The following is a 24,467-nucleotide window of genomic DNA, read 5'->3' on the forward strand; positions in this document are numbered from 1 at the left end:
GCGTGATGAAACGGCCCACCATCCATGTGCAGCGCGTCTATGAAGGCACCGGCCCCGAGGGCAGCTACCGGGCGCTGGTCGATCGCATGTGGCCGCGCGGCCTGCGCCGCGCCGACCTGGGCCTGGACGAATGGGCGCGCGACATCGCGCCCACCGCCGAGCTGTGCAAGTGGTTCAGCCACGTGGACGAACGCTGGGAAGACTTCCGCGCCCAGTACCTGGCGCAACTGGCCGCGCCCGAGCAGCAGGCCCGCATGGCCGCCCTGCTTCAAGCGGCCGGCAAGCGCCCGCTGACGCTGCTGTACGGCGCCCGCAACACCGAACACAACCAGGCCGTCGTACTGTGCGACGCGCTGCACGAGTACGCGCGCCACCACCCCGCGCGCGCGGCCTGAGTCCCGCCATGCCCTAGGGCTGCTGGCAGGCGCGAACGCCGCGTGCGATCGCTTGCGCGGCTCGTTTCATGACATCGGGGCGAGCCAGCCGGCGTTCCTCGTCCGGATTCACGATCACGCCCACCTCCACCAACACGGCAGGCATGGGCGCGGTCTTCAGCACCGCCAACCCGTCGAAGCGGTGCACACCCAGCCCGCGGTCGATCAACGGCCGGTTTTCGCCGGCGATGGGTTCGGCGTGGTACAGCGAAGGCTTTTCCCCGGCAGCCACCAACGCCTCGCCGATGGCGCGCGCGCAGCGCAGGCTCTGTTCATACTTGGGATTGCGTTCGGACACGAACACCGAGAAGCCCGCGAACTCGCGCTGGCGGCCCGCGTCGATGTACTTCTGCTGCATCGAATCGTGATGGATCGAGACGAAAAGATCCGCCGTCGGCGCCATGCGCGACCGCTTGCCCAATTCCACTTCCGCGCCGTCCGCCGCCACCTGGGTCACGCGGTCGCCGGCGGCACGCAGATCGGCCGCCACCAGATTACTGACGTCCAGGTTGTACAGGTACTCCACCCGCCCGCTTGCACCCGTCGCGCCAGGCCGGCTGAGCGTGTGCCCGGTGTCCACGACGATATGCGCGGCCTGCGCCGGCAGCGCCGCCAGCGGACCTGCTGCGCAGAGCGCCAGGCGGGTCGCGGCCCATGAAGAACGACGGATGAACGCGGATGCGGCGCCGATGATGATCCCCAGCAAGAAGGTAGGCAGCTGGAAGCGGTCCGGCCACCGGAATGGGGCAGATGTTACCGGCAACCGAGGGTTGCCGGCGTTCAGGCTGCACTCAAGCGGAAGGACTACCATCCAGGAAGGCTCCTTGAGCAAGCGGCGCACCCGTCCTTGCCCGCAAGGCCCATTGCCGGCCCGCGCCCCCACGCAGCGTGCGCGGACATGCCGGCGTTCCTGACCCGGAGGTAGCAGCATGAGCCAATTGAATGGAAAAGTCGCCGTCGTGACCGGCGCCGCCAGCGGCATCGGCAAAGAGATCGCCCTGACCCTCGCCCGCGCAGGCGCGACGGTCGCGATCGCCGACCTGAACCAGGCGGGCGCGGACGCCGTTGCCCGCGAAATCGAGCAGGCGGGCGGCAAGGCGATGGGCGTGGCGATGGACGTCACCAGCGAAGACGCCGTGAACCAGGGCATCGACAAGGTGGCGGCCGCCTACGGCAGTATCGACATCCTGATCTCGAACGCCGGCATCCAGATCGTTAATCCGATCGAGAACTTCGCCTACTCGGACTGGAAGAAGATGCAGGCCATCCACGTGGACGGCGCCTTCCTGACGACCAAGGCGGCGCTCAAGCACATGTACCAGGGCAATCGCGGCGGCGTGGTCATCTACATGGGGTCGGTGCATTCGCACGAAGCCTCGCCGCTGAAGTCCGCCTATGTCGCCGCCAAGCATGCGCTGCTGGGCCTGGCCCGCGTGCTGGCCAAGGAAGGCGCGGCGCACAACGTGCGTTCGCACGTCATCTGCCCCGGTTTCGTACGCACGCCGCTGGTGGAAAAGCAAATCCCCGAGCAGGCCCGCGAACTGGGCATCAGCGAAGAGGACGTGGTGAAGAAGGTCATGCTGGGCGATACGGTGGACGGCGTCTTCACCACCGTGGAAGACGTAGCGCAAACCGCGCTTTTCCTGTGCGCCTTCCCCAGCGCGGCCTTCACCGGCCAATCGTTCGTGGTCAGCCACGGCTGGTACATGCAATAGGCGGCCGACGCGCCGAAGTTGATACCCTTATGCCGTTGGCCGGCGCGCGGCGTTGCGTGCCGGCCGCCATTGGCTTGCCTGCGGGCATAAGGAATCCCATGTCTTTCAGCTCTGACGCCTGGGCGCGCAATGCCGCGCTCTACGAAAAAACGCGCGATATGCCGTTCAACCAGGAACTGGCCAGCGGCCTGCTCGACGAGAACGCATTCAAGCACTACATGATCCAGGACGCGCACTACCTGGTGGCGTTCGGTCGCGCGCTGGCGATCGCGGCCGCCAAGGCGGACGATGCCGACGGCGTCGTGCAGTTCGCGGATGCGGCCAAAGGCGCCGTCGTGGCCGAGCGTTCGCTGCATGCGGGCTTCATGAAGCAATTCGGCATCGACGCCGCCACCTTCGAGGCCACGCCCCTGACGCCTGCCAGCCACCACTACACGAGCTTCCTGATCGCCACCGCCTGGAGCGCGCCGTATCCGGTGGCGCTGGCGGCGCTGCTGCCGTGCTTCTGGATCTATGCCGAGATCGGCCGCGAGATCCATGCGCATGCGGTGCGCCCCAATCCCTATGCGGCATGGATCGACACGTATGCCGGCGACGACTTCCATGCCCTGGTGCGTGCCGTGATCGCCTCGGTGGACCGCGCCGCCGAAACGGCGTCGGCCCACACGCGCGAGGCCATGCACCAGGCCTACACGCACGCCGCCCAACTGGAATGGATGTTCTGGGATTCGGCCCACCGGCAAGCCGGCTGGCCAGTCTGATTCCGGCATGGGCCGGGACGCGAATATTCCGGCGCGCCCCGCTATGCCAAAATCGCGCCCATGCCGATCGATAACCGCCTCGTTCCCCACGCCCTCGCCGCCCAGACGGCGCAACTTCCCGACGCCTGGGCCGCCGCCTTCGGCAATCCTGCCGTCGCCGACGCGCTGGCCGCGGTCACCGCCCACGTCGAAAAGCGCCTTGCCGAAGGCGCGGTGGTCTATCCCGCCACGCCGTTCCGGGCCCTGCACGGGCTGGCGCCGTCGGACGTGCGGGTGGTGATCCTGGGGCAAGACCCGTATCACGGGCCTGGCCAGGCCCAGGGCCTGGCGTTCTCGGTGCCCGACGATTGCAAGCGCCCGCCCAGCCTGCGCAACATCTTCAATGAGATCGCGCAGGAGTTCCCGGGCACGCCGGTGCCACAAGGCAACGACCTGAGCCCCTGGGCGGACCAGGGCGTGCTGCTGTTGAACACCGCACTGACGGTGGAAGACGGCCAGCCCGCCTCCCACGCCAAGCGCGGCTGGGAAACCGTGACCGACGCCCTGATCTCGCGGGTCGCCCGGGACCCGTCGCCCAAGGCGTTCCTGCTGTGGGGCGCCCATGCGCAGGCCAAGCGGCTGTTGCTTCCCGACAACAGCGGCCATCTGGTCCTGATGTCCAACCATCCCTCCCCGCTTTCCGCCCGGCGGCCTCCGGTGCCTTTTCTGGGCTGCGGCCACTTCCGGGCGACCAACGACTGGCTCGTCGACCAAGGGAAAAACCCTATTGATTGGGGACTGGACAAAAAAATAATTCCGCTGCAAGGCGAATTCGGGTTATGATCGTCGCACTGCACAAAACGAGTTCGGCATTTACCGCCTTGATTTAGCGGAATTTTTTGCAGTCTGCCGGGCAGCCTACGCCCCGGCCCCATGCCGAACTATCATCGATTCCTGACCTCCTTTCCTTTCGCCCTGCGTTCCAGTCTGTATACGAGAACGCGCCATGCGCACGGTTGATTCGGTCGGCACGATGCTCCATCAACCGTCGCCTGGATCCGGCCGCCTAATCCCCTGGCCCGACCAAGCACTGCGTCGCATTGATTGCGGCAAGGGAAAGTAATGTCTTTTGAAAACCTGGGTCTTGCACCCGCTCTGTTGTCGGCCGTCCAAGAAGCTGGCTTCAGCACCCCCACCCCCGTTCAAGCTGCCGCCATTCCGCAAGCATTGGCCGGTCACGACCTGATGGTGTCCGCGCAAACGGGTAGCGGCAAGACCGCCGCCTTCATGCTGCCGGCCCTGCACCGTATTGCCCAGATGCCCGCCAACAAGGGCGTCGGCGTGCAAGTGCTGGTTCTGACCCCGACTCGCGAACTGGCCCTGCAAGTCACCGAAGCGACCGATATGTACGGCCGCAAGCTGGCTGACCTGCGTACGGCCACCGTCGTCGGCGGCATGCCTTACGGCGCGCAATTGAAGGCGCTGTCGCGCCGCGTTGACGTCCTGGTCGCCACCCCCGGCCGCCTGATCGATCACCTGCAATCGGGCCGCGTCAAGCTGAACACCGTGCACACGCTGGTCCTGGACGAAGCCGACCGCATGCTGGACATGGGCTTCATCGAAGATATCGAGACCATCGTCGGCCGCCTGCCGGAAGACCGCCAGACGCTGCTGTTCTCGGCCACGCTGGATGGCACGATCGCCAAGCTGGCGGCCAAAATGATGCGCGACCCGCAGCGTATCGAACTGGCTGGCGCCAAGGAAAAGCACACCAACATCACGCAAAGCCTGTTGTACGCGGACGATGCCAGCCACAAGATGCAGTTGCTGGACCACGTGCTGCGTGACGCCAAGCTGGATCAAGCCATTGTCTTCACGTCGACCAAGCGCGGCGCCGATGACCTGGCCGACCGCCTGGCCGACCAAGGCTTTGCCGCCGCTGCCCTGCATGGCGACATGAACCAGCGCCAACGCACCCGCACCCTGTCGCAACTGCAACGCGGCCAGCTGCGCATCCTGGTGGCCACCGACGTGGCCGCCCGTGGCATCGACGTGCAAGGCATCAGCCACGCCGTCAACTTCGACCTGCCGATGCAAGCCGAAGACTACGTGCACCGTATCGGCCGTACCGGCCGCGCCGGCCGCAGCGGTCTGGCGTTCACGCTGGCGACGCACTCCGAGCGCCACAAGGTCCGCCGCATCGAACACTACATCGGCCAATCGATCACGCCTGAAGTGATCGCCGGCCTGGAACCCAAGCGCACGCCGCGTCCGTCGGCCGGCGGCAGCGGCGCCCCGCGCGGCGGCAAGCCGTTCGGCAAGCGTCCTGGCGGCTTCGGCGGTTCGCGCCATGAAGGCGGCTACCAAGGCAACCGTGAAGGCCGTTCTTTTGGCGGCCCGCGTGAAGGCGCTGCCCCGCGTGGCGAGTTCAAGCCGCGTGAAGGCGGTTACCAAGGCAACCGCGACGGCGCACCGCGCGAAGGCGGCTACCAAGGCAATCGTCCTTTCGGCGACCGCCCGGCCCGTTCGTTCAGCGACCGCCCCAGCTTCGGTGATCGTCCCCAGCGCGAAGGCGGCTACCAGGGCAATCGTCCCTTCGGCGACCGTCCCCAGCGTGAAGGCGGCTTCCGTGGCGGCGACCGCGATGCGCGTCCCAGCTTCGGCGGCGACCGTCCCAGCTTTGGCGACCGCCCCCAGCGCGATGCCCGCCCGTTCAGCGAGCGCGCTCCCCGTGAAGGCGGCTTCCGCGGCGGCGACCGTGACGCCCGTCCGAGCTTCGGCGACCGTCCCAGCTTCGGCGACCGTCCGCAACGCGAAGGCGGCTTCCGCGGCGGTGATCGTCCGGAAGGCGGTTTCCGTGGCGCCAAGCCCTCGTTCGACAAGCGCCCCGGCGGCCCCGCCAAGCGCTTCGCCAAGCCGGCTGATCGCCGCGGCTAATTCGCCCGCTTGACCCCCAAACAAACCCCGCGCCTGTCGCGGGGTTTGTGTTTTCAGAGCGGAAAACGCGCGCAGCATGACCGTTCTTTTTTTGGGAAAATGTGGCGATGACCACGCCTTCTTCGACCATGCAACGCCCCGCCCCCGCCAATCTGCCCCCACTGTCCGCCGCCGCCCAGGAACACAGCGCCGCCGCCGCCGCGCATTTGCGCGCCGCTATCGCGGCCAATGGCGGCTGGCTACCGTTCGACCACTGGATGGCAGAGGCCTTGTATGCGCCGGGCCTGGGCTATTACGCCGCCGGCAACGTCAAACTGGCCGATGGAGACGACGATGCCAAGGCGCCCGCCGGCGACTTCGTCACCGCGCCGCAACTGACGCCGCTGTTCGCCCGCACGATTGCCCGCCAAGCGGCCCAGGTGCTGGCCCAGACGCAGACACAAGCCGTGCTGGAATTCGGCGCAGGCACGGGCGCGCTGGCCGAAGGCGTGCTGCGCGAGCTGGACGCGCTGGGATTGGAGCAGACGCGATATCTGATCCTGGAAGTGTCCGCGGATCTGCGCGCCCGCCAGGCGGCGCGACTGGCGCCGTTCGGCGATCGCGTGCAATGGCTGGATGCGCTGCCCCATGCGTTCGCCGGCTGCGTGCTGGCCAACGAGGTGCTGGACGCGATGCCCGTGTCGCTGTTCTCGTGGGACGCGGACGGCACCGTGCAGGAACGCGGCGTGGCGCTGGACGCGGACGGCGGCTTCGTCTGGGAAGACCGGTCGGCCCCGCCCGGGCTGGCATCGGCCGTTGCCGCGCGCATGCCGGCGCTGCCCGGCTACGTGTCGGAAATCAATCTGCAAGGCGAGGCCTGGATCGCCGCAATGGGCAGCTGGCTGGAACGCGGCGCCGCGCTGCTGGTGGACTACGGCTTTCCCCGCAGCGAGTACTACCATCCCCAGCGCGCGGGCGGCACGCTCATGTGCCACCTGCGGCACCACGCGCATGGCGATCCCTTCACGGCCCCTGGCTTGCAGGACATCACCGCGCATGTGGATTTCACCGCCATGGCCGACGCGGCGCTGGAGGCCGGGCTGCAAGTGCTGGGGTATACCTCGCAGGCCCGCTTTCTGATGAACGCCGGGCTGATGGACCTGCTTGGGCAACTGGATCCGTCGGACGCGCAGCAATACGCGCAAGCCGTGGCGCCCGTTCAAAAGCTGTTGTCGGAAGCCGAAATGGGCGAACTCTTCAAGGTGCTGGCCGTGGGCCGGGGCATGACGGCGCCCCTGGCCGGGTTCTCGCACGGCGACCGGCTGGGCAAGCTGTAAGCGCAGGACCTGCGGCGCCGGGCCGGCGGTTTCAGCCCGCCTGAAGCCGCTCCAGCCGCGCCTGGCGCACGCTGCCCTTGATGCGGGCCGGGTCACCCGCGCAAGCCTTGGCAATCGCGCCGGCATCCACGCCGCGCACGGCGTCGGCACGCGCCTGCCACGCCGCCATGTCCACCGGCTGCAATACCGAAGCCGTCTTCAAGAGATCGAAAAACCGCTCGGGTTTGCGCAACGCGTCGGCGCGTTCCATCAGCGCCAGCTGCGCATCCGGGCCGCTGCTTTCAGCGGCATCCAGGCCCGCCAGCACCTCGGGCAGCAAGCGGGCGTAATCATTGCATTCGGTGGGCACGCGCATGCGCCGGCCCAGCGCCTCGCGGTCGGGCGTCAGCCGGCACAGCAGGGCATAGCGCCCCGCCAGCGACAATGCCTGCGCCGCGGCGCGGTCCACGTCGGCGCCGACCGCGTCCACGCCTTGCAGTTCGGGCATCACCCGGGCCAGCGCGCCGGATTCCTGCAGCAGGCCCAGCATCCGCGACGGTTTCTTCGCCATCAGGCCGCGCGACAATTCCTTCCAGACCCGTTCGGCCACCAGCGCGTCGGCCTCGCCGGCCTCGACCATGCGCCGGCACAGTGCCAGCGTGTCGGGCGCCACGGTGAAATCGTCGAAACGCGCCGCGAACCGGCCCAGCCGCAGGATGCGCACCGGGTCTTCCTGGAACGCTTCACCCACGTGACGGAACACGCGCGCGCGAACGTCGGCTTCGCCGCCCAGGGGGTCGACGAGTTGGCCGTCCTGCGTTTGGGCGATGGCGTTGACGGTAAGGTCGCGGCGGCGCAGGTCTTCTTCCAGCGTCACGTCGGCGCCGGTGTAGAACGTGAACCCCTTATAGCCGCGGCCGGACTTGCGCTCGGTGCGCGCCAGCGCGTATTCCTCTTTGGTGCGCGGATGCAGGAACACCGGAAAATCGCCGCCGACCGGAATGAAGCCGCGGCGGACCATGTCTTCGGGCGTGGCGCCCACCACGACCCAGTCGTGGTCGCCTGGCGGCAGGCCGAGCAGTGCGTCGCGCACCGCCCCGCCCACGATATAGACCTGCAAGCCGTCGGTGGCCGGGTCCTGCGTCATGGAACCGAGGTGCTCTCGGCGCCCAGCGGCACGATGTTGCCCAGGCGTTCCTTGAGCGACTGCGACTGCCCGCTGAACATCGCCGCGTAATAGACCGCGTTGGACATCACGTTCTTCACGTAGGTGCGGGTTTCATTGAACGGGATGGTTTCGGCGAAGATGGCGCCTTCGACCGGATGCGTGAACGTCGAACGCCAGTTGTGCGGCCGCCGCGGGCCTGCGTTGTAGCCTGCGCTGGCCAGCATCTGCGACCCGTTCAGGTCGCGCAGCACCATGTTCAGGTAGTTGGTGCCAAGCACGGTGTTGGTGTCGAAGTCGTTGACGCTGGACGGCGTGAAATCCGTCATGCCGATCTTGCCCGCGACCCATTTGGCCGTGGCCGGCATCAGTTGCATCAGGCCGGAGGCGCCCACGTGCGAGCGCGCATCCATGATGAAGCGCGATTCCTGGCGGATCAGGCCATAGACCCAGGCCGGGTCCAGCGCGATGGCGTTGGCCTTTGCCGTGACGCGGCCTTCAAACGGCGCGATGAAGCGCTGGCTGAAATCGAATTCCTTTTCCGTGCGGTCGGACGTATTGACTACGCGGTCGTAGATGTTCTCGGCGCGGGCCAGTTCGGCGGCGGCTATCAGTTGGCGGTCGCTCATGCCGCGCAACGTGAAGTTCCATTCGGGCACGGCTTCGCCGCGCCAGCCCAGGCGGAACAGCTGCACGGCCCGCTGCAAGCCGGGATTGGCGCGGGCTTCGGCGATTTCGCGGTCGCTGACGGGCGCCGGACGCGGCGGCACGTCAATGCGCCTGCCCAGCTCCTCGGCGGACAGCTGGCCATAAAAATCAAAGCGGTCGGCGATGCTGGCGTACAGGGCGTTGGCCTGGTCCTTGCGGCCGGTGGCGGCCAGGCCGCGCGCTTTCCAGTACACCCACGACGGGTCGTCACGCTGCGAAGCGGGCATCTCGTCGATGGATTCGATGACCCACTTCCAATCGATCTTCGGTTGGCGCAGCGCGGCGCGCACCTTCCAGCCGCTGTTGTATTCGGTCATGCGGATGTGGCCGGCTTCGTGATACCAGTCGTCAGCGCGGCTATCCAGCTTCAAGGCGGCCATCAGCGCGTACTGCCCGCGCACCCAGGCCAGGTTCGGCTTGGACATGGACTTGGCCCATTCGCGGCGCAGGTAGGAATCGGCCACGCTGACGTCCGAACGCGCCAGGCGGGCCAACGCGATGGTCACCAGTTCTTTCTCGTTGCGGCCCACCGGCATGCGGTCTTGCCGGGTCAGCCACTTCATCGGGTCCTTCATGAGGACGTCGTAGGTCTTCAGGTCGCGGGCCTCGAACATGTATTGCACGAGTTTGCGCGCGTCCGTCGTCTTGTCGGCCTCGATGGCGTCGCGCAGTTGCGGCTCCAGCTGTTCCCAGCCGAGGATGCCGTCGGCCACCAACTGGTCGTACAGCGCCCAGCAGGCGCTGCCGGGCGCGAACACCGCCCTGGCCTGCGCCGCCGTGGCGCGCTGGCCGGTCATGTGCTTGGCGTCCAGGATGGCGCATTCGATCTGGGCGTTGCTGTTCTTCACGGGCGCCAGCTTGCGCACGGTTTCGAAGTCGCCGCTGCGGGCCGCGGCCAGCAGCCAGTCGCCACGCAGGCGATCGGCCAGATAGGCGTCGCCGTTGCTGCTGATGAAGCGTTGCAGGTCGGCGGTGGGCCGGCCGGTGGCGGGTGGGGTCCAGAGCTGATAGCGCAGCAGCCAATACTCCGGGTACATGCCCAGCGTGTCGGACTTGGCCTGGGGCACCATCGCGCCCAGCACGGACCATTGCTTGCGGTTCATCGCTTCACGCGCGGCCACCACGGCGGCCAAGGCGGGGGTATCGGCAGTGGGCGGCAGGCCCGCCAATACGGCGGGTGGCACCGAGATGACCGGTTGCGCCGCCTGAACGGCGGGTTGCGGCTGCAGGTTGACCGAGGCGCTGCGCTGTTGCGCATCGACCGGAGCACAGGCAGCGGTGAACAGGGCCAGCAGCGGCAGCCAGCGGCGCAGGCCGGAGCGGGGGTCCGGCGCGACAGCGCCGTGCGGGGATTTCCGACCGGTTTTCTGATACCGTCGAGCTTGCAGAATCTGTGTCATGCCGCGTCCCTCATTTGCCGTCATACACCGGCCCTGCACGCCGGCATGCCGACTGGCGTTTCAGATTCCTGCGTGCCAGATTCCTGCATGCCTGATTGCAGCATGTTCGCCTTCATTGTCCACCCCCATCACAGCCACTGCATGACTACGCAAAATACTCCAGAGGATACCGCAGTCCAGCACCGTACGCGATTGCGGAAACTGCGTGCCGAAATGCCCGAAGACCAGCGCAGCCGGGGGGGGCTGCTGATGCGTGCGCGCCTGTTCACCTGGCTGAACGTGGCCCGCGACGAAGCGGCCCGCGCCGGCCGTCCGGCGCCCGCCACCGTGGCCGCGTTCTGGCCCATGGCGGACGAGCCCGACCTGCGTCCGCTGCTGTCGCAATGGGTGGAAAACGGCATCGCCGTGGCGCTGCCGGTGGTGCGTGAACGCAACGCCCCTCTCGCGTTCCTGCCCTGGACGCCCGACGCGGAACTGCGCGCCGGCCCGTATGGCATCCAGGAGCCGGCAGCGGGTGCCGACGTGCTGCCCGACGTGGTTCTGGTGCCGACGCTCGGTTACACGGAACAGGGCGACCGCCTGGGTTACGGCGGCGGGTACTACGATCGCACCCTGGCGGCGCTGCGCGAACGGGGCCACCCGTTCATCACGATCGGCATCGCCTGGAGCTGCGGCGAACTGGATGCCGACTACGCCCCGGCCGCGCACGACTTCCCGTTGGATGCCGTGCTGACGCAAGACGGCTGGGTCCCGCAAGCGCCGCTGGAACGAGGCGGCGCCAACGGCACGACATTGCACGCCTATCGGATGAACTGACGCACCAGATCGGCCCGATAGAATGCACCAATATGGTGCATTCTGTACCGCAGGCGCATTACGCGCGGCGGGGGATGGCGTTTCGGCACCCTTGGGAGGATATTGTGCCCAAGGCGGCCGCTTGCCCGAAAAGCTGGCACGGGGGTTGCTTATTCTTTGGGACCGGCCACGCATCGGCCGGGTAATGACCGTGTGCAAGGCCGCCGCCTGCCGGCTGGCCGCAGCACCCAGCATCGGAGGAGCCATGAAGGACAGATCATCCCGTCCAGCCGCTTTTGACGAAATGCGCGACAGCGCCGGCGGCATACGCTCCCAATACCAGGCCTTCGAGCGCTGGCACCAAGAGCAATCGGCCGAAGCCATGGCCGTGCGACGGCTCGAAGCCGACCTGAGTTTCCGCCGCGTCGGCATCACCTTTTCGGTTGCGGGCGACGCCGCCGGCACCGAACGCCTGATCCCTTTCGACCTGATCCCCCGGATCATCCCCGCCGACGAATGGCGTCACCTGGAGGCCGGCCTGAAGCAGCGCGTGCGCGCGCTGAACATGTTCATCCACGACATCTACCATGGCCACGAGATCGTGCGCGCGGGCGTCGTGCCGGCCGAACAGGTGTTCCTGAACGCCCAATACCGCCCCGAAATGCAGGACGTGGACGTGGCCGAGGACATCTACTGCCACATCGCCGGCGTGGACATCGTGCGCGCGGGCGCGGGCGAGTTCTACGTGCTGGAAGACAACCTGCGCGTGCCCTCCGGCGTGTCCTACATGCTTGAGAACCGCAAGATGTCGATGCGGCTGATGCCGGACGCGTTCAGCCGCATCAAGGTCGAGCCGGTGGCGCACTACCCCGACCTGCTGCTGGACAATCTGCGCGAAGTCGCGCCACACGGCGGCGACGACCCCACCGTGGTGGTGCTGACGCCCGGCATGTATAACTCGGCCTATTTCGAGCACGCCTTCCTGGCCCAGCAGATGGGCGTGGAACTGGTGGAAGGCCAGGACCTGTTCGTGGAACAGAACACCGTCTATATGCGCACCACGCAAGGCCCGCGCAAGGTGGATGTGATCTACCGCCGGCTGGACGACGACTTCCTCGATCCTCTGTCGTTCCGCGCCGATTCGGCACTCGGCGTGCCTGGCCTCTTGTCGGTGTACCGCGCCGGCCGCGTCACGCTCGCCAACGCCATCGGCACCGGTATCGCCGACGACAAGTCCACCTATCTGTATGTGCCGGACATGATCCGGTTCTATCTCAGCGAAGAGCCCATCCTGTCGAACGTTCCCACCTGGCGTTGCGGCCGGCCGGACGAGCTGTCGCACGTGCTGGCGAACATGCACGACCTGGTGGTGAAGGAAGTGCACGGTGCAGGCGGCTACGGCATGCTGGTGGGCCCCTCGGCCACGCGCGCCGAAGTCGACGCGTTCAAGGACCGCGTGCGCGCCAACCCCGCCAACTACATCGCGCAACCCACGCTGGCGCTGTCCACCATCCCCACCTATGTGGAATCGGGCGTGGCGCCACGGCACGTGGACCTGCGCCCCTACGTGCTGTGCGGCAAGGACATCCGCACCGTCCCCGGCGGCCTGTGCCGCGTGGCGCTGACCGAAGGCTCGCTGGTGGTCAACAGCAGCCAGGGCGGCGGCACCAAAGACACCTGGGTTCTGGAGGACTGAACATGCTGAGCCGAACCGCCGACAACCTGTTCTGGATGTGCCGCTACACCGAACGCGCCGAGAACACTGCGCGAATGCTTGATGTGAACCTGCAGATGTCCTTGCTGCCGCAAGACCCGCAGACACGCGAAGGCTCGTGGCTGGGCGTCCTGCGCATTTCCGAGCTGCAGGGCCTGTACCAGAGCAAATACGCCGCCATCTCGCCCCATGACGTGTTGCAGTACATGGTGCGCGACCCCGAAAACCCGTCGTCCATCTATTCGTGCATGCGAGCCGCCCGCGAAAACGCGCGCGCGGTGCGCGGCAGCCTGACGACCGAAGTCTGGGAGACCTACAACACCACCTGGCTTGAACTGCTGAAGCATCTGCACACCGGCCTGCTGGAGCGCAATCCGGGCGAGTTCTTTGAATGGGTGAAGTTCCGGTCACATCTGGCGCGCGGCGTCACCATCGGCACGATGCTGGAGGACGAAGCGCTGTATTTCCTGCGCATCGGCATGCACCTGGAACGGGCCGACAATACCGCCCGCATGCTGGACGTGAAGTTCCACGAGCGCGGCGGCAGCGGGTCGCAAAGCGCATCGCAGAACGGGTCCCAGAACGGGTCCCAGAACGGGGCGCAGGAAATACGCGCCGAACCCACCGGCACCGCCGCGCTGCAAAGCGAGTTCTACCGCTGGTCCGCGTTGCTGAGTTCGGTGTCGGGGCTGGAGATCTACCGCAAGGTGTACCGCGATGTGATCACGCCCGACCGCGTGGCCGAGCTGCTGATCCTGCACGGCGACATGCCGCGCTCGCTGCTGGCGTCGATGCGGGCGGTGGCCGACGATCTGGCGCGCGTCTCCAACCAGCGTTCGACCGAAACGCAACGCCGCGCCGGCATGCTGTGCGCCGAACTGCAATACGGCCGCGTCGAGGACATCCTCGACAGCGGCTTGCACCAGTATCTGGACCACTTCCTGGACCGCATCAACGACCTGGGCAACCGGATCAGCCAGGACTTCCTGGTCCCGCTGTCGGCATAACTCGGAGACAGCCATGAAACAGTTCATCACCCACGTCACCCACTACCGCTACACGGCGCCGGTCACCTACAGCATCCAGACCCTGCGCCTGACGCCGCGCGACGACGAGCACCAGCGCGTGCTGCGCTGGCACATCGAAGCGCCCGGCGCACTGGAAAAGCAGGTAGACGCCTACGGCAACATCACGCATACGCTGACCCTGAACCACCCGCACACCGACATCGAATTGCGCGTGGTCGGGCAGGTGCAGGTCACGCCGCTTGCGCGCGGCGTGCTGGGCGGCGAAGACAGCCGCCTGCCGGTGCACGCCTATTGCGTGCAGACGCCGCTCACGCAAGCCGACGACACGATCATGGCCTTCGTGCGCGAAGTCTTGCCCAACGGCCTGGGCACGCCGGACGACATCCTGGCGCTGGCCAATGCCATCAGCGACCGGGTTGCCTATGAACCCGGCACCACCGACGTCACCACGGCGGCGAACCAGGTGCTGGCCATGGGGCATGGCGTCTGCCAGGACCATGCCCATCTGTTCCTGGCCTGCGTGCGCGGCCTGGGCGTTCCCGCCCGCTACGTCAGCGGCTACGTCTACACGACCTCGGAGCATTCCGCCAGCCACGCCTGGGCCGACGTCTGGCTGCCCGACATCGGTTGGACCAGCGTCGACATCACCAACCGCCAGTTCGCCTCGGACAGCCATTGCCGGCTGGCCGTGGCGCGCGACTACGACTCGGCGTCGCCGATCCGCGGCGTGCGCAGCGGCGGCGGCGAGGAATCCATGGAGATCAGCGTGCAGGTGCAGACTTCCGGGCAGCAATAACCGCCGGATCCGCGCCGCAATACAATGCGGCGTGGTTTTTCCAAATTTCCGATCATGACCTACTGCGTAGCAGCCCGCCTCGACGCCGGCTTGGTTTTCCTGTCCGACTCCCGCACCAACGCCGGCGTCGACCAGATCAGCGTCTTCCGCAAAATGACTGTCTTCGAGCGCCCGGGCGAGCGCGTCATGGTCCTGATGACCTCCGGCAACCTGGCGGTAAGCCAGGCCGTGCTGCATGCGCTGACCCGCCAGCACGACGAAGGCGGCGACACCATCTGGAGCGCGGCCGACCTGTTCGAGGCCACCCGCTGCGTCGGCGCAGCCGTGCGCGAAGTCTATCAACGCGAAGCCCCCGCCCTGCATGAGCAAGGGGTGGACTTCAACGTCAGCATGATCTTCGGGGGACAGATCGGCGCCGAGCGCTGCCGGCTGTTCCAGGTCTATTCGGCAGGCAACTTCATCGAGGCCGGCCAGGAATGCCCCTATTTCCAGATCGGCGAAGCCAAATACGGCAAGCCCATCCTGGACCGCGTGCTGCGCCCGGACACCTCGCTGGACGAGGCCGCCAAGTGCGCGCTGATCTCAATGGACTCCACGCTGCGCTCGAACATTTCGGTGGGCCTGCCCCTGGACCTGCTGGTCTACGACACCCACGCGCTGCGCGTCACGCACTTCGCCAGCATCGACGAGCACAACGAGTACTTCCGCATGATCCGCGGCACCTGGGGCGAACGCCTGCGCCAGGTCTTCGCCGAAATCCCGGACCCGCTGTGGACCAATCCGGATGACCCCGGTTCGCTGGTGCCCCCCAGCCGCGTCCACCAGCCGCTGCGCATCGAACCCGTGAACGCACCGCAGCCCAACTACCCTACGCCGCAGGTACTGGCGGAAGACCCGGGCAAGGACCAGGCGAATTAAACGCCGGTCCGTGAACGCTGCGGCGCCGCCGTGCGACGGGGAAAATGCACAGGATGGGCCGGCAATTGCCGCGCATCCATCGCAACCCGAGTAAACCCGGCTTTCCCCCTGCCGAAGCCCGGCTTGTAAAACGGCAAATTCTCATCCTTGGCATGACAGGCCACACTGGTTGCGGTCCGCGATGCGTTCGCGGGTCCGAGAAAACCACAAGGAGCGAGACATGCCCCCAATTTTCGCGCGCGCGGCGACGCGTGCCGCCTGGCCCATGCTGGCCCTGTCCTGCCTTGCCTGGGGTTCCGCCAGCGCGCAGGGCGCGTATCCGAACCATCCCATTTCGCTGGTCGTGCCGTTCGCGGCGGGCGGCCCCACGGACGTGGTGGCGCGCAGCCTGGGCGCCTCCATGGCCAAGACGCTGGGCCAGAGCATCATCATCGAAAACCGCACAGGCGCGGGCGGCACGCTGGCCTCCCAGCACGTCGCACGCGCGGCGCCGGACGGCTATACCTTCCTGATCCACCACAACGGCATGGCCACCGCGCCGGCGCTGTACCGCAAGCTGTCGTTCAATCCGCTGACGGACTTCGCTTATGTCGGCCAGGTGGCGGACGTGCCCATGACGCTGCTGGGCCGCAAGGACCTGCCCGCCGACGGCATGGCGGGCTTCATCAAGTATGCGAAAGAGAACGGCAACAAGGTGAACCTGGCCAACGCGGGGCTGGGCGCGGTGTCGCAACTGTGCGGCATGCTGCTGCAGGAGTCCCTGGGCGTGCAGTTCACGACCGTGCCGTATGCCGGCACGGCGCCTGCAATGACGGCGCTATTGGGCGGCCAGGTCGATGTGCTGTGCGACCAGACCACGCAGACCATTCCGCAGATCAAGGCGGAACGCGTGAAGCTGTACGGCGTCACCACGCTGGACCGCATCAAGACCCTGCCTGACGCGCCAACCCTGCAGGAAGGCGGATTGAAGGGCTTCGAGGTCAAAGTGTGGCACGGCGTCTATGCGCCCAAGGGCACGCCGCCGGAGGCCATCGCGAAGTTCAACGCGGCGCTGCGCGCGGCCCTGAAAGACCCGGCCTTCTCGCAGAAGATGGCCGAGCTGGGCGCCGAGATCGTGCCTGAATCCAAGCAAACACCGGAAGGCCTGCAGACCTGGCTGCAGGCCGAGGTCGGCAAGTGGGGCGGCATCATCAGGAAGGTGGGCGTGTACGCGGATTGAAGGCTGCGCCAGAGGGCTGAAAAAAAGGCCGGCAGATATCTGCCGGCCTTTCGCATTGCCCCCGGGCGCAACGATTACAGCGCCAGCTCCTTCCACACCGCCAGCGGGGCTTCCGCATGGTTCAAGGTGTAGAAATGCAGGCCCGGCGCACCGTTGTCCAGCAGGGTCTGGCACAGCTCGGTAACGACGTCCACGCCGAAGGCACGGATGGAGGCCTTGTCGTCGCCGAATTCCGCCAGCCGCAGCCGGATCCAGCGCGGCACTTCCGCGCCGCACATTTCGGAAAAGCGCAGCAACTGCGTGTGGTTCGTGATGGGCATGATGCCCGGCACGATGGGTACGCGCACGCCCTTGGCCTGGGCCCGGTCGACGAAGTCGAAGTAGGCGTCGGCGTTGAAGAAGTACTGCGTGATGGCCGCATCGGCGCCGGCATTCACCTTGGCCACGAAATGGTCCAGGTCGGCCGACGGATTGGCCGCTTGCGGATGCATTTCGGGATAGGCCGCCACTTCGATGTGGAACCAGTCGCCGGTTTCCTCGCGGATAAACGAGACCAGTTCGTTGGCGTAGCGCAATTCGCCCGCATCGCCGCCCATGCCCGAAGGCAGGTCGCCGCGCAGGGCCACCACGCGCCGCACGCCGTCACGCTTGTAGGCCTGGAGGATGTCCCGCAGATCCTGGCGCGTGGCGCCCACGCACGACAAGTGAGGCGCCGCATCGCAACCCAGGTTGCGCAGCGTGCGCACGGCGTCCGCCGTGCCGGCACGCGTGGAACCGCCCGCGCCAAAAGTCACGCTGACGTACTTGGGCTGGATGGCCAGCATCTGCTTGGCCGCGCGGACCAGCCGTTCCTGGCCGGCCAGATCGCGCGGGGGAAAGAATTCCAGACTAAAAGCGGGAGACATCGAATCGGACATTAGGGGATCAGTTTGGTAAGCAGGCCAGAGATGATGCTGTACAGAATCGCACCGCCCACGGCCCACCAGAACCCGTTGACCTGGAAGCCCTTCAGCACGGAGCCGACGAACCAGAACAACAAGGCGTTGATGACAATGAGAAAGAGCCCGAGGGTGACGATCGTGATCGGCAGCGTCAGCAGCACAAGCACCGGTTTGACCAGCATGTTCACCAGGCCCAGCACCAGCGCGGCGATAAGCGCCGATCCGAAGCTGGCCACGACGATGCCGGGCAACAGGTAGGCAACAGCCAGCAGGGCCACTGCATTCAGGATCCAGACGAGTATCAAAGTCACCATGTTCGTTCTCCTGTATTAACGCTCCGCGGCCCCTTGATCGCCAGGCGAGCCCGGGGGAACTCCGCGGTTCGGAAAGCCCGCGCCAACATGGCGCGGCACCTCCCTATTTTGCTACATGCATCAATAGCGGTAGTGGTTGGGCTTGAAGGGGCCTTCCACCGGCACGTTGATGTAGTCGGCCTGATCCTGGCGCAGCGTCGTCAGCTTCACACCCAGCTTTTTCAGGTGCAGGCGGGCAACCTTCTCGTCCAGGTGCTTGGGCAGCACGTAGACTTCGCCGGACTTGTACGCTTCGTTGCGCGTGAACAGCTCGATCTGGGCGATGGTCTGGTTGGCAAACGACGACGACATCACGAACGACGGGTGGCCAGTGGCGCAACCCAGGTTCACCAGGCGGCCCTGGGCCAGCAGGATGATGCGCTTGCCGTCCGGGAAGATCACGTGGTCGACTTGCGGCTTGATCTCTTCCCACTGGCAATCCGCCAGGCCGGCGACGTCGATTTCGTTGTCGAAGTGGCCGATGTTGCAGACGATCGCCTGGTCCTTCATCACGTTCATATGCTCGCGCGTGATGACGTGGTAGTTGCCGGTGGCGGTGACGAAGATGTCGCCGTGGGCGGCGGCCTCTTCCATCGTCACGACCTTGAAGCCTTCCATCGCGGCTTGCAGGGCGCAGATCGGGTCGACTTCGGTGACCCAGACTTGCGCGCGCAGCGCGACCAACGCCTGGGCGCAGCCCTTGCCCACATCGCCGTAGCCGGCCACGACGGCGATCTTGCCGGCGACCATCACGTCGGTGGCGCGCTTGATGCCGTCCACCAGCGATTCGCGGCAACCGTACAGGTTGTCGAACTTGGACTTGGTGACCGAGTCGTTGACGTTAATGGCGGCAAAGGCAAGTTCGCCCTTTTGCGACATCTGGTACAGGCGATGCACGCCGGTCGTGGTTTCTTCCGTCACGCCTTTGATCTGCGCCAGGCGGGTCGAATACCACTTGGGATCACGCTTGAGCGTTTCCTTGATGGCGGCAAACAGGATGCGCTCTTCGTCGCTGCCCGGGTTGGCCAGCACCGAAATATCCTTTTCGGCTTTGGTGCCCAGATGCAGCATCAACGTGGCGTCGCCGCCGTCGTCGAGGATCATGTTGGCGTTCTGGCCGTTGGGCCATTCGAAGATCTTGTGGGTGTACTGCCAGTACTCTTCCAGCGTTTCGCCCTTGACGGCGAAGACCGGCGTGCCGGACGCGGCGATCGCGGCGGCAGCGTGGTCTTGCGTGGAGAAGATGTTGCACGAGGCCCAGCGCACTTCGGCGCCCAGGGCAACCAGCGTTTCAATCAGCACGCCGGTCTGGATGGTCATGTGCAGACTGCCGGCGATGCGCGCGCCCTTGAGCGGCTGCGCAGCGGCGAATTCTTCGCGGATGGCCATCAGGCCGGGCATTTCGGTTTCAGCGATGGCCAGTTCGCGACGGCCCCAGCCTGCCAGCGACAGGTCGGCAACCAGGTAATCGGAGAAGGATTTATCAGTCACAGCGTTCATGGTGTGTGTAGGCTCCACGTGAATATCGAACGGCGCACGATATGGCCGGACAACGCGAATACACCACGACAGTCGAGTGCTCGCCTTTCCCGCCATATGCGACAAAGGTGAGCGCCGTTGCTGTAGCGACGCGCAGGGCGCGGCGCTTGAACAAGGATTCCTGAGCCTGGCGAGCCGGGTTCCGCGTGGCGTGGCTGTTTTGGATCACAGCACGGCGGGAACCGCAGGGTCGTCGCAACGCTCCTCAGGATTGCGAAGGATTGTACCGGTTTGGCGAGCCGTCCGGAAATCCGTCCCCCAAAATTTCCCTCGGCCCCCGCCCGGCGCTTACCCGCGCTTACCCCGCGCGCGCCAGTGACGGCCGCGACGACGCGTCCGCCACCAGCGGCACCAGCGAATCCAGCAGGTCCGAGGCCACCGAATCCCAGCTGCGGGTGAGCGCGTGCGCACGCACCGCGTGGCGGTCCAGCGGCAGCGCGGCGAGGCAGGCATGGACCAGATCGTCGTCCAGGCACCCGGTGACGCCCGGGGCCACCACGGCAAGCGGCGCTTCGCTGCGGAACGCCGCCACCGGCGTGCCGCAAGCCATCGCTTCCAGCATCACCAGGCCGAACGTATCGGTCAGGCTGGGGAACACGAAGACGTCGGCCGCGGCGTAGAAGCCTGGCAGCGCATCATCCTTCTGCATGCCCAGGAAGACCGCGCGGGGGAACGCCTTTTTCAGCCGCGCCTCGTCCGGGCCGGCGCCCACCACGACCTTGCTGCCCGCAAGCGGAAGCGACAGAAAAGCGTCCAGGTTCTTTTCCCGCGCCACGCGGCCCACGCTCAGGTAGACCGGCCGCGGCAGGTGCGCGAACGCCGTGCTCTCGGTCGGCTGGAATTTGCGCGGATCGACCCCGCGCGACCAGACCCGCAGGTTCGCCAGGCCACGCTGGACCAGGACGTCGCGCACCGTCGGGGTCGGCACCAGCACGCATTGCGAGGGGCGGTGGAACCAACGCAGATAGCGCCACGGCAAGGCAGCCGGAATGCCCATGCGTGCCTGCAGATAATCGGGGAACATCGTGTGGAACGAGGTGGTGAATTGCCAGCCCCGCGCCAACGCCATGCGGCGCGCCGCCAGGCCCAGCGGGCCTTCGGTGGCGATGTGCAGCGCGTCGGGGATGGTGTCGCCAAGGATGCGCCGCAATTGGCGCCCCGGCTGCAGGCATAGCCTCAGGTCCGGCTCGGACGGGGCCGGAACCGTCCGGCTGCCCTGCGGGTTCACCACGATCAGCTCGTGGCCCCATTCACTCAAGATCTGCTGCATGGTCGTCCAGGTGCGGACGACGCCGTTGACTTGCGGATGCCAGGCATCCGTAACCAGGACGATGCGCATGATAGGGCCGGAAGTGGGCGACAACGCGATTTAGCCCGCGCGATATGACATGCCCAAGACGGTGGGGAGTCGCGGGCCGCCGCCCGCGTTCAATTGTTGCGCCGGGGATACCCTTGCGCCTTGATGCGGATCCAGACTTCGCGCTTTTCCTCATCCGTCATGAAGACCCAGTTGGCGACTTCCATGGCGGTGCGGCCGCAGCCGCGGCAGATATCGTCGAACAGGGTCGAGCACACGGCCACGCAGGGGGAGTCGGTGGCCTTGAAGACGCGTTGCGCGTCTTCTGGCTCGGGTAATTCGGAAAGGTCGGCGAAGTAACGATTCATGAGGCGAAGGTTAACACCAGGGGTGTGTCCCTTTTTGGATAGCCCTATCGCCCGCCTTGGCTTGATTGACAGCCGCCGCTACCGCCATCCGAAGAACGTGCCGGCCTCTTTCAGCAGTGCGTCGGGGGTCTCTTCGGCCAGGTAATGCGCCCCCGGCAGCGGGCCTCCCGAGACGTCGTCTGCCACCGCGCGCCATAGCGCCAGCACGTCGAAATTCTTGCCGACCGCGCCGCGCTCACCCCATAGCGCACGCACCGGCATGCGCAGGCGAACGCCTGCGGCGCGGCTGGCGCGGTCGTGGTCCAGGTCCAGCGTGGCCGAGGCGCGGTAGTCTTCGCACAAGCCGGTGGCCCAGCCCGGCTGCCGGGCCGCGCGCTCGTATTCCGCCATGGCCTCGGCGGAAAAATGCGCCAGGCCACCGGGCCGCCCTCCCATCACCGAGCGCAGGTAGAACACCGGGTCGTGGCCAATCATGGTTTCCGGGCCAGGCGCCGGCTGGATCAGCCAGAACCAGTGGAAGTACGCCTGCGCGAACGCCCGCGTGGTGCCCTCGTACATATCCAGCGTGGGCGCGATGTCCAGCAACATCATCCGGGACACGGCGTCGGCGTGGTCCAGCCCCAGCCGATGGGCCACGCGGGCGCCGCGGTCGTGCGCCAACACCTCGAAGCGCTCGTGGCCCAGCGCGCGCATCGCCGCAATCATGTCGGCCGCCATCTGGCGCTTGGAATGGGCGGCATGGTCCGCCGTGGCCGCGGGCTTGCCGCTGTCGCCGTAACCGCGCAGGTCGGCCGCCACGCACGTGCGGTGCCGCGTCAGTTCGGGCCACACGCGGTGCCAGATGGCATGCGTCTGCGGGTGGCCATGCAGCAGCAGCAGCGGTGGCCCCGACCCGTCGATGCGCGCGGCGATGTCTATGCCGTCGCCCGGGATGCGGCGCACGGGCAAGTCGAAGAATGCGGTCATGGGTACTGCCTCCTGTTGCGTTTATTCCCGTCCGGCGTCCAGGCGATCGCGCACCGTGCGCGCCACGTCCTTCATCCAGGGATGGCGCGCCCAGTGTGCGGCCTCGAAGCGTTCCACCTCGGGCAACTGGGCCAGCGACGCGTCCACCATGTCCTGGCCTTGCGCGAACATGCGGCGATGCCGTTCGGGCACGGTAAAGCCCGCCGTCCAGCCGTCGGCGGCGCGGACCTGGCCCGCCATCACGTCGACGGCCACGCGGTTGCCGCCCGCCAAATCCGTATTGGACACCCGCGCAAGCAACGCGTCGACCTCGGCCGGCGGCAGGCTGACCAGCAGCAGGCCGTTGTTCACCGCGTTGAAGTAGAAGATCTCGCCGAAGCTCGGCGCGATCACCGCACGGATGCCGAACTGCTGCAGGCCCCACACCGCGTGTTCCCGGCTGGAGCCGCAACCGAAGTTCGGACCGGCTACCAGCACGGACGCGCCCGCGTAGGCCTCCTGGTTCAGGACGAAACCCGGGCGCGGCGCGCCATGCTCGTCAAAGCGCAGGTCATACAGCAGGCCTCGGTCCAGCCCGGCCTTGTCGATGATGCGCAGGAACTGCTTGGGCATGATCTGGTCGGTATCCAGATTGGAAAACGGCAGCGGCGCCGCGATGCCTTCGATCAGCGGATTCATGGAGTTTGCTCCCAGTCGCGGGCGTCGACGATGCGGCCAGCCAGCGCGGCGGCCGCCGCCATGGCCGGGCTCATCAGGTGCGTGCGCCCGGCCCGCCCCTGACGCCCTTCAAAATTCCGGTTGGTAGTGGAGGCGCAGCGCTCGCCGGGCCGCAACACATCGTCGTTCATGGCCAGGCACATCGAACAGCCCGGCTGGCGCCATTCGAAGCCGGCGGCGATCAGTTGCGCGGCCAGCCCTTCGGCCTCGGCCTGCGCGCGTACCGCGCCCGACCCCGGCACGACCATCGCCCGCACGCCGGCGGCTACCTTGCGGCCGCGCGCCATCGCCGCGACCACGCGCAGGTCTTCGATGCGGCCGTTGGTACACGAACCGATGAACACGCGGTCGATCGGCACACCGGCGATCGGCATGCCTGGTGCCAGGCCGATGTAGTCCATGGCCTTTTCCAGCGCCAGCCGGGCCAGCGTGTCAGGCTCGGCCTGCGGATCCGGCACGCGCCCGGTGACGGGCATGGCTTGGTCGGGGCTGGTGCCCCACGTGACGAACGGCGCGATGTCGGTCGCATCGAACACGTGCTCGACATCGAACGACGCGCCCGCGTCGGTACGCAACGTGGCCCAATAGGCGCGCGCCGCGGCCAGTGCGTCGCCGCGCAGTTGCGGAGCATGCGCGGCCACATACGCGCCGGTGGTCGCGTCGGGCGCGATCAGCGCGGCACGCGCGCCGGCCTCCACCGTCATGTTGCACAAGGTCATGCGGGCTTCGGCCGGCAGCGCGTCGATCGCCGTGCCGCAGAATTCCACCGCGTGCCCCCGCGCGCCCTGGGCACCGATGCGATGCACCAGATAGATGACCAGATCCTTGGCTGACACGCCTTCGCCCAGCGCGCCGTCCACACGGATGCGCATATTGCGCGCGACGCGGTAGACCAGCGTCTGCGTGGCCAGGATATGTTCGACTTCCGACGTGCCGATGCCGAAGCCCAGGGCGCCCAACGCGCCGTAGGTCGTCGTGTGGCTGTCCCCGCACAGCACCACCATGCCGGGCAGGATCATGCCGTGCTCGGGCGCGATCACGTGTTCGATGCCTTGCAGCGGATCGGTGGTGTCAAAGAGCGCGATGCGCTGCGCGTCGCAATTGCGTTTCAGATTCAGGGCCTGGCGCGACGACGCGTCGTCGGGGATCACGCGCAATGCCGCCGGCACCGGGTGCGTGGGGATGATGTGGTCCACCACCGCCATCTGCTGGCCGGGGCGCAGCACGTCCCGGCCGCGAGCGGCCAGGCCGCTGAAAGCTTGCGGACTGGTGTATTCGTTCATGATGTGCAGGTCGACGTAAAGCAGGATGTGCTCAGCATCGATGCGGGCCACCTCATGGCTGGCCACCAGTTTGTCGTACAGCGTCATGCCGGGCATGTCTTGTCGTCCTTGATTGCGGCGCCCGCGGCGGAGCGCGGGC

General features: G+C 66.9%; 23 protein-coding genes and 1 riboswitch. Of the genes, 12 read left to right on the plus strand and 11 right to left on the minus strand.

The genetic code is table 11. From position 1 onward, the window contains the following. Positions 1–5 precede the first annotated feature (5 nt). The gene (locus HG262_RS19640) at positions 6–395 is read left to right on the plus strand and encodes a DUF488 family protein (protein ID WP_169272608.1); all 390 of its coding nucleotides are present in this window, start codon (positions 6–8) and stop codon (positions 393–395) included. 13 nt (positions 396–408) lie between these two features. Here the strand turns inward: HG262_RS19640 and HG262_RS19645 are convergent, their stop codons facing one another. Then, positions 409–1,137 (minus strand): N-acetylmuramoyl-L-alanine amidase, encoded by a 729-nt coding sequence (locus tag HG262_RS19645; RefSeq protein WP_169272642.1) that lies wholly within the window; start codon positions 1,135–1,137, stop codon positions 409–411. A 226-nt stretch (positions 1,138–1,363) separates the two neighbouring features. On the opposite strand from HG262_RS19645, the gene HG262_RS19650 reads away from it, so the two are divergent. The 5 genes from HG262_RS19650 (at position 1,364) to HG262_RS19670 (ending at position 7,142) form a co-directional block, all read left to right on the plus strand. Next, positions 1,364–2,149 carry a 3-hydroxybutyrate dehydrogenase gene (locus HG262_RS19650; protein ID WP_169272609.1) on the plus strand — a complete coding sequence of 262 codons (786 nt, stop codon included), beginning with the start codon at positions 1,364–1,366 and terminating at the stop codon, positions 2,147–2,149. Positions 2,150–2,247: 98 nt separating this feature from the next. Beyond that, the gene (gene tenA / locus HG262_RS19655; RefSeq protein ID WP_169272610.1) at positions 2,248–2,910 is read left to right on the plus strand and encodes a thiaminase II; all 663 of its coding nucleotides are present in this window, start codon (positions 2,248–2,250) and stop codon (positions 2,908–2,910) included. 60 nt (positions 2,911–2,970) lie between these two features. Beyond that, positions 2,971–3,732, plus strand: coding sequence for a uracil-DNA glycosylase (locus HG262_RS19660; protein ID WP_169272611.1), 762 nt, complete (start codon positions 2,971–2,973; stop codon positions 3,730–3,732). A 279-nt stretch (positions 3,733–4,011) separates the two neighbouring features. Further along, positions 4,012–5,826 carry a DEAD/DEAH box helicase gene (locus tag HG262_RS19665; protein ID WP_169272612.1) on the plus strand — a complete coding sequence of 605 codons (1,815 nt, stop codon included), beginning with the start codon at positions 4,012–4,014 and terminating at the stop codon, positions 5,824–5,826. A gap of 128 nt (positions 5,827–5,954) precedes the next feature. Next, positions 5,955–7,142, plus strand: coding sequence for an SAM-dependent methyltransferase (locus HG262_RS19670; protein WP_169272643.1), 1,188 nt, complete (start codon positions 5,955–5,957; stop codon positions 7,140–7,142). 31 nt (positions 7,143–7,173) lie between these two features. Here HG262_RS19670 and HG262_RS19675 read toward each other — a convergent pair whose 3' ends face one another. Together HG262_RS19675 and HG262_RS19680 are read right to left on the minus strand one after the other, a co-directional pair. Continuing rightward, positions 7,174–8,268, minus strand: a complete 1,095-nt coding sequence (locus HG262_RS19675) for a CCA tRNA nucleotidyltransferase (protein ID WP_169272613.1) — start codon at positions 8,266–8,268, stop codon at positions 7,174–7,176. Then, positions 8,265–10,394, minus strand: coding sequence for a lytic transglycosylase domain-containing protein (locus HG262_RS19680; protein ID WP_169272614.1), 2,130 nt, complete (start codon positions 10,392–10,394; stop codon positions 8,265–8,267). The genes HG262_RS19675 and HG262_RS19680 overlap by 4 nt, the downstream gene beginning before the upstream one ends. A 141-nt stretch (positions 10,395–10,535) precedes the next feature. On the opposite strand from HG262_RS19680, the gene HG262_RS19685 reads away from it, so the two are divergent. The 6 genes from HG262_RS19685 to HG262_RS19710 all read left to right on the plus strand — a co-directional run bounded on the left by HG262_RS19685 (position 10,536) and on the right by HG262_RS19710 (position 16,864). Then, on the plus strand, positions 10,536–11,210 hold the full coding sequence (locus HG262_RS19685) for a 5-formyltetrahydrofolate cyclo-ligase (protein ID WP_169272615.1): 675 nt from the start codon (positions 10,536–10,538) through the stop codon (positions 11,208–11,210). 244 nt (positions 11,211–11,454) lie between these two features. Next, positions 11,455–12,885, plus strand: a complete 1,431-nt coding sequence (locus HG262_RS19690; protein ID WP_169272616.1) for a circularly permuted type 2 ATP-grasp protein — start codon at positions 11,455–11,457, stop codon at positions 12,883–12,885. A 2-nt stretch (positions 12,886–12,887) separates the two neighbouring features. Then, positions 12,888–13,910, plus strand: coding sequence for an alpha-E domain-containing protein (locus HG262_RS19695; RefSeq protein WP_169272617.1), 1,023 nt, complete (start codon positions 12,888–12,890; stop codon positions 13,908–13,910). Between the two features lie 13 nt (positions 13,911–13,923). After that, a complete protein-coding gene (locus HG262_RS19700; protein ID WP_169272618.1) occupies positions 13,924–14,727 on the plus strand; it encodes a transglutaminase family protein in 804 nt (267 codons plus the stop codon). A gap of 54 nt (positions 14,728–14,781) precedes the next feature. After that, the gene (locus HG262_RS19705; protein WP_169272619.1) at positions 14,782–15,645 is read left to right on the plus strand and encodes a proteasome-type protease; all 864 of its coding nucleotides are present in this window, start codon (positions 14,782–14,784) and stop codon (positions 15,643–15,645) included. A 220-nt stretch (positions 15,646–15,865) separates the two neighbouring features. After that, positions 15,866–16,864: a tripartite tricarboxylate transporter substrate-binding protein gene (locus HG262_RS19710; RefSeq protein WP_169272620.1), complete on the plus strand. Its 999-nt coding sequence runs from the start codon at positions 15,866–15,868 to the stop codon at positions 16,862–16,864. A 74-nt stretch (positions 16,865–16,938) separates the two neighbouring features. Here HG262_RS19710 and metF read toward each other — a convergent pair whose 3' ends face one another. The 8 genes from metF to leuC all read right to left on the minus strand — a co-directional run bounded on the left by metF (position 16,939) and on the right by leuC (position 24,424). After that, the gene (gene metF / locus HG262_RS19715; RefSeq protein ID WP_169272621.1) at positions 16,939–17,781 is read right to left on the minus strand and encodes a methylenetetrahydrofolate reductase [NAD(P)H]; all 843 of its coding nucleotides are present in this window, start codon (positions 17,779–17,781) and stop codon (positions 16,939–16,941) included. Further along, the gene (locus HG262_RS19720) at positions 17,781–18,116 is read right to left on the minus strand and encodes a phage holin family protein (protein ID WP_043518993.1); all 336 of its coding nucleotides are present in this window, start codon (positions 18,114–18,116) and stop codon (positions 17,781–17,783) included. Before HG262_RS19720 ends, metF begins: the two co-directional genes overlap by 1 nt. A 123-nt stretch (positions 18,117–18,239) precedes the next feature. After that, positions 18,240–19,658 carry an adenosylhomocysteinase gene (gene ahcY, locus HG262_RS19725; RefSeq protein ID WP_169272622.1) on the minus strand — a complete coding sequence of 473 codons (1,419 nt, stop codon included), beginning with the start codon at positions 19,656–19,658 and terminating at the stop codon, positions 18,240–18,242. Between the two features lie 102 nt (positions 19,659–19,760). Beyond that, a riboswitch (S-adenosyl-L-homocysteine riboswitch) is annotated at positions 19,761–19,910 on the minus strand. A gap of 85 nt (positions 19,911–19,995) precedes the next feature. Next, positions 19,996–21,036: a glycosyltransferase family 1 protein gene (locus HG262_RS19730; protein WP_169272623.1), complete on the minus strand. Its 1,041-nt coding sequence runs from the start codon at positions 21,034–21,036 to the stop codon at positions 19,996–19,998. A gap of 89 nt (positions 21,037–21,125) precedes the next feature. Further along, a complete protein-coding gene (locus tag HG262_RS19735) occupies positions 21,126–21,362 on the minus strand; it encodes a DUF1289 domain-containing protein (protein ID WP_169272624.1) in 237 nt (78 codons plus the stop codon). 78 nt (positions 21,363–21,440) lie between these two features. Continuing rightward, positions 21,441–22,328: an alpha/beta hydrolase gene (locus tag HG262_RS19740; RefSeq protein ID WP_169272625.1), complete on the minus strand. Its 888-nt coding sequence runs from the start codon at positions 22,326–22,328 to the stop codon at positions 21,441–21,443. A 21-nt stretch (positions 22,329–22,349) separates the two neighbouring features. Further along, on the minus strand, positions 22,350–23,006 hold the full coding sequence (gene leuD / locus HG262_RS19745; protein WP_169272626.1) for a 3-isopropylmalate dehydratase small subunit: 657 nt from the start codon (positions 23,004–23,006) through the stop codon (positions 22,350–22,352). Next, positions 23,003–24,424, minus strand: a complete 1,422-nt coding sequence (gene leuC, locus HG262_RS19750) for a 3-isopropylmalate dehydratase large subunit (RefSeq protein WP_169272627.1) — start codon at positions 24,422–24,424, stop codon at positions 23,003–23,005. Before leuC ends, leuD begins: the two co-directional genes overlap by 4 nt. Positions 24,425–24,467: the final 43 nt, after the last annotated feature.

This window comes from Achromobacter sp. Bel (assembly GCF_012928505.1).
Classification (GTDB): domain Bacteria; phylum Pseudomonadota; class Gammaproteobacteria; order Burkholderiales; family Burkholderiaceae_B; genus Achromobacter.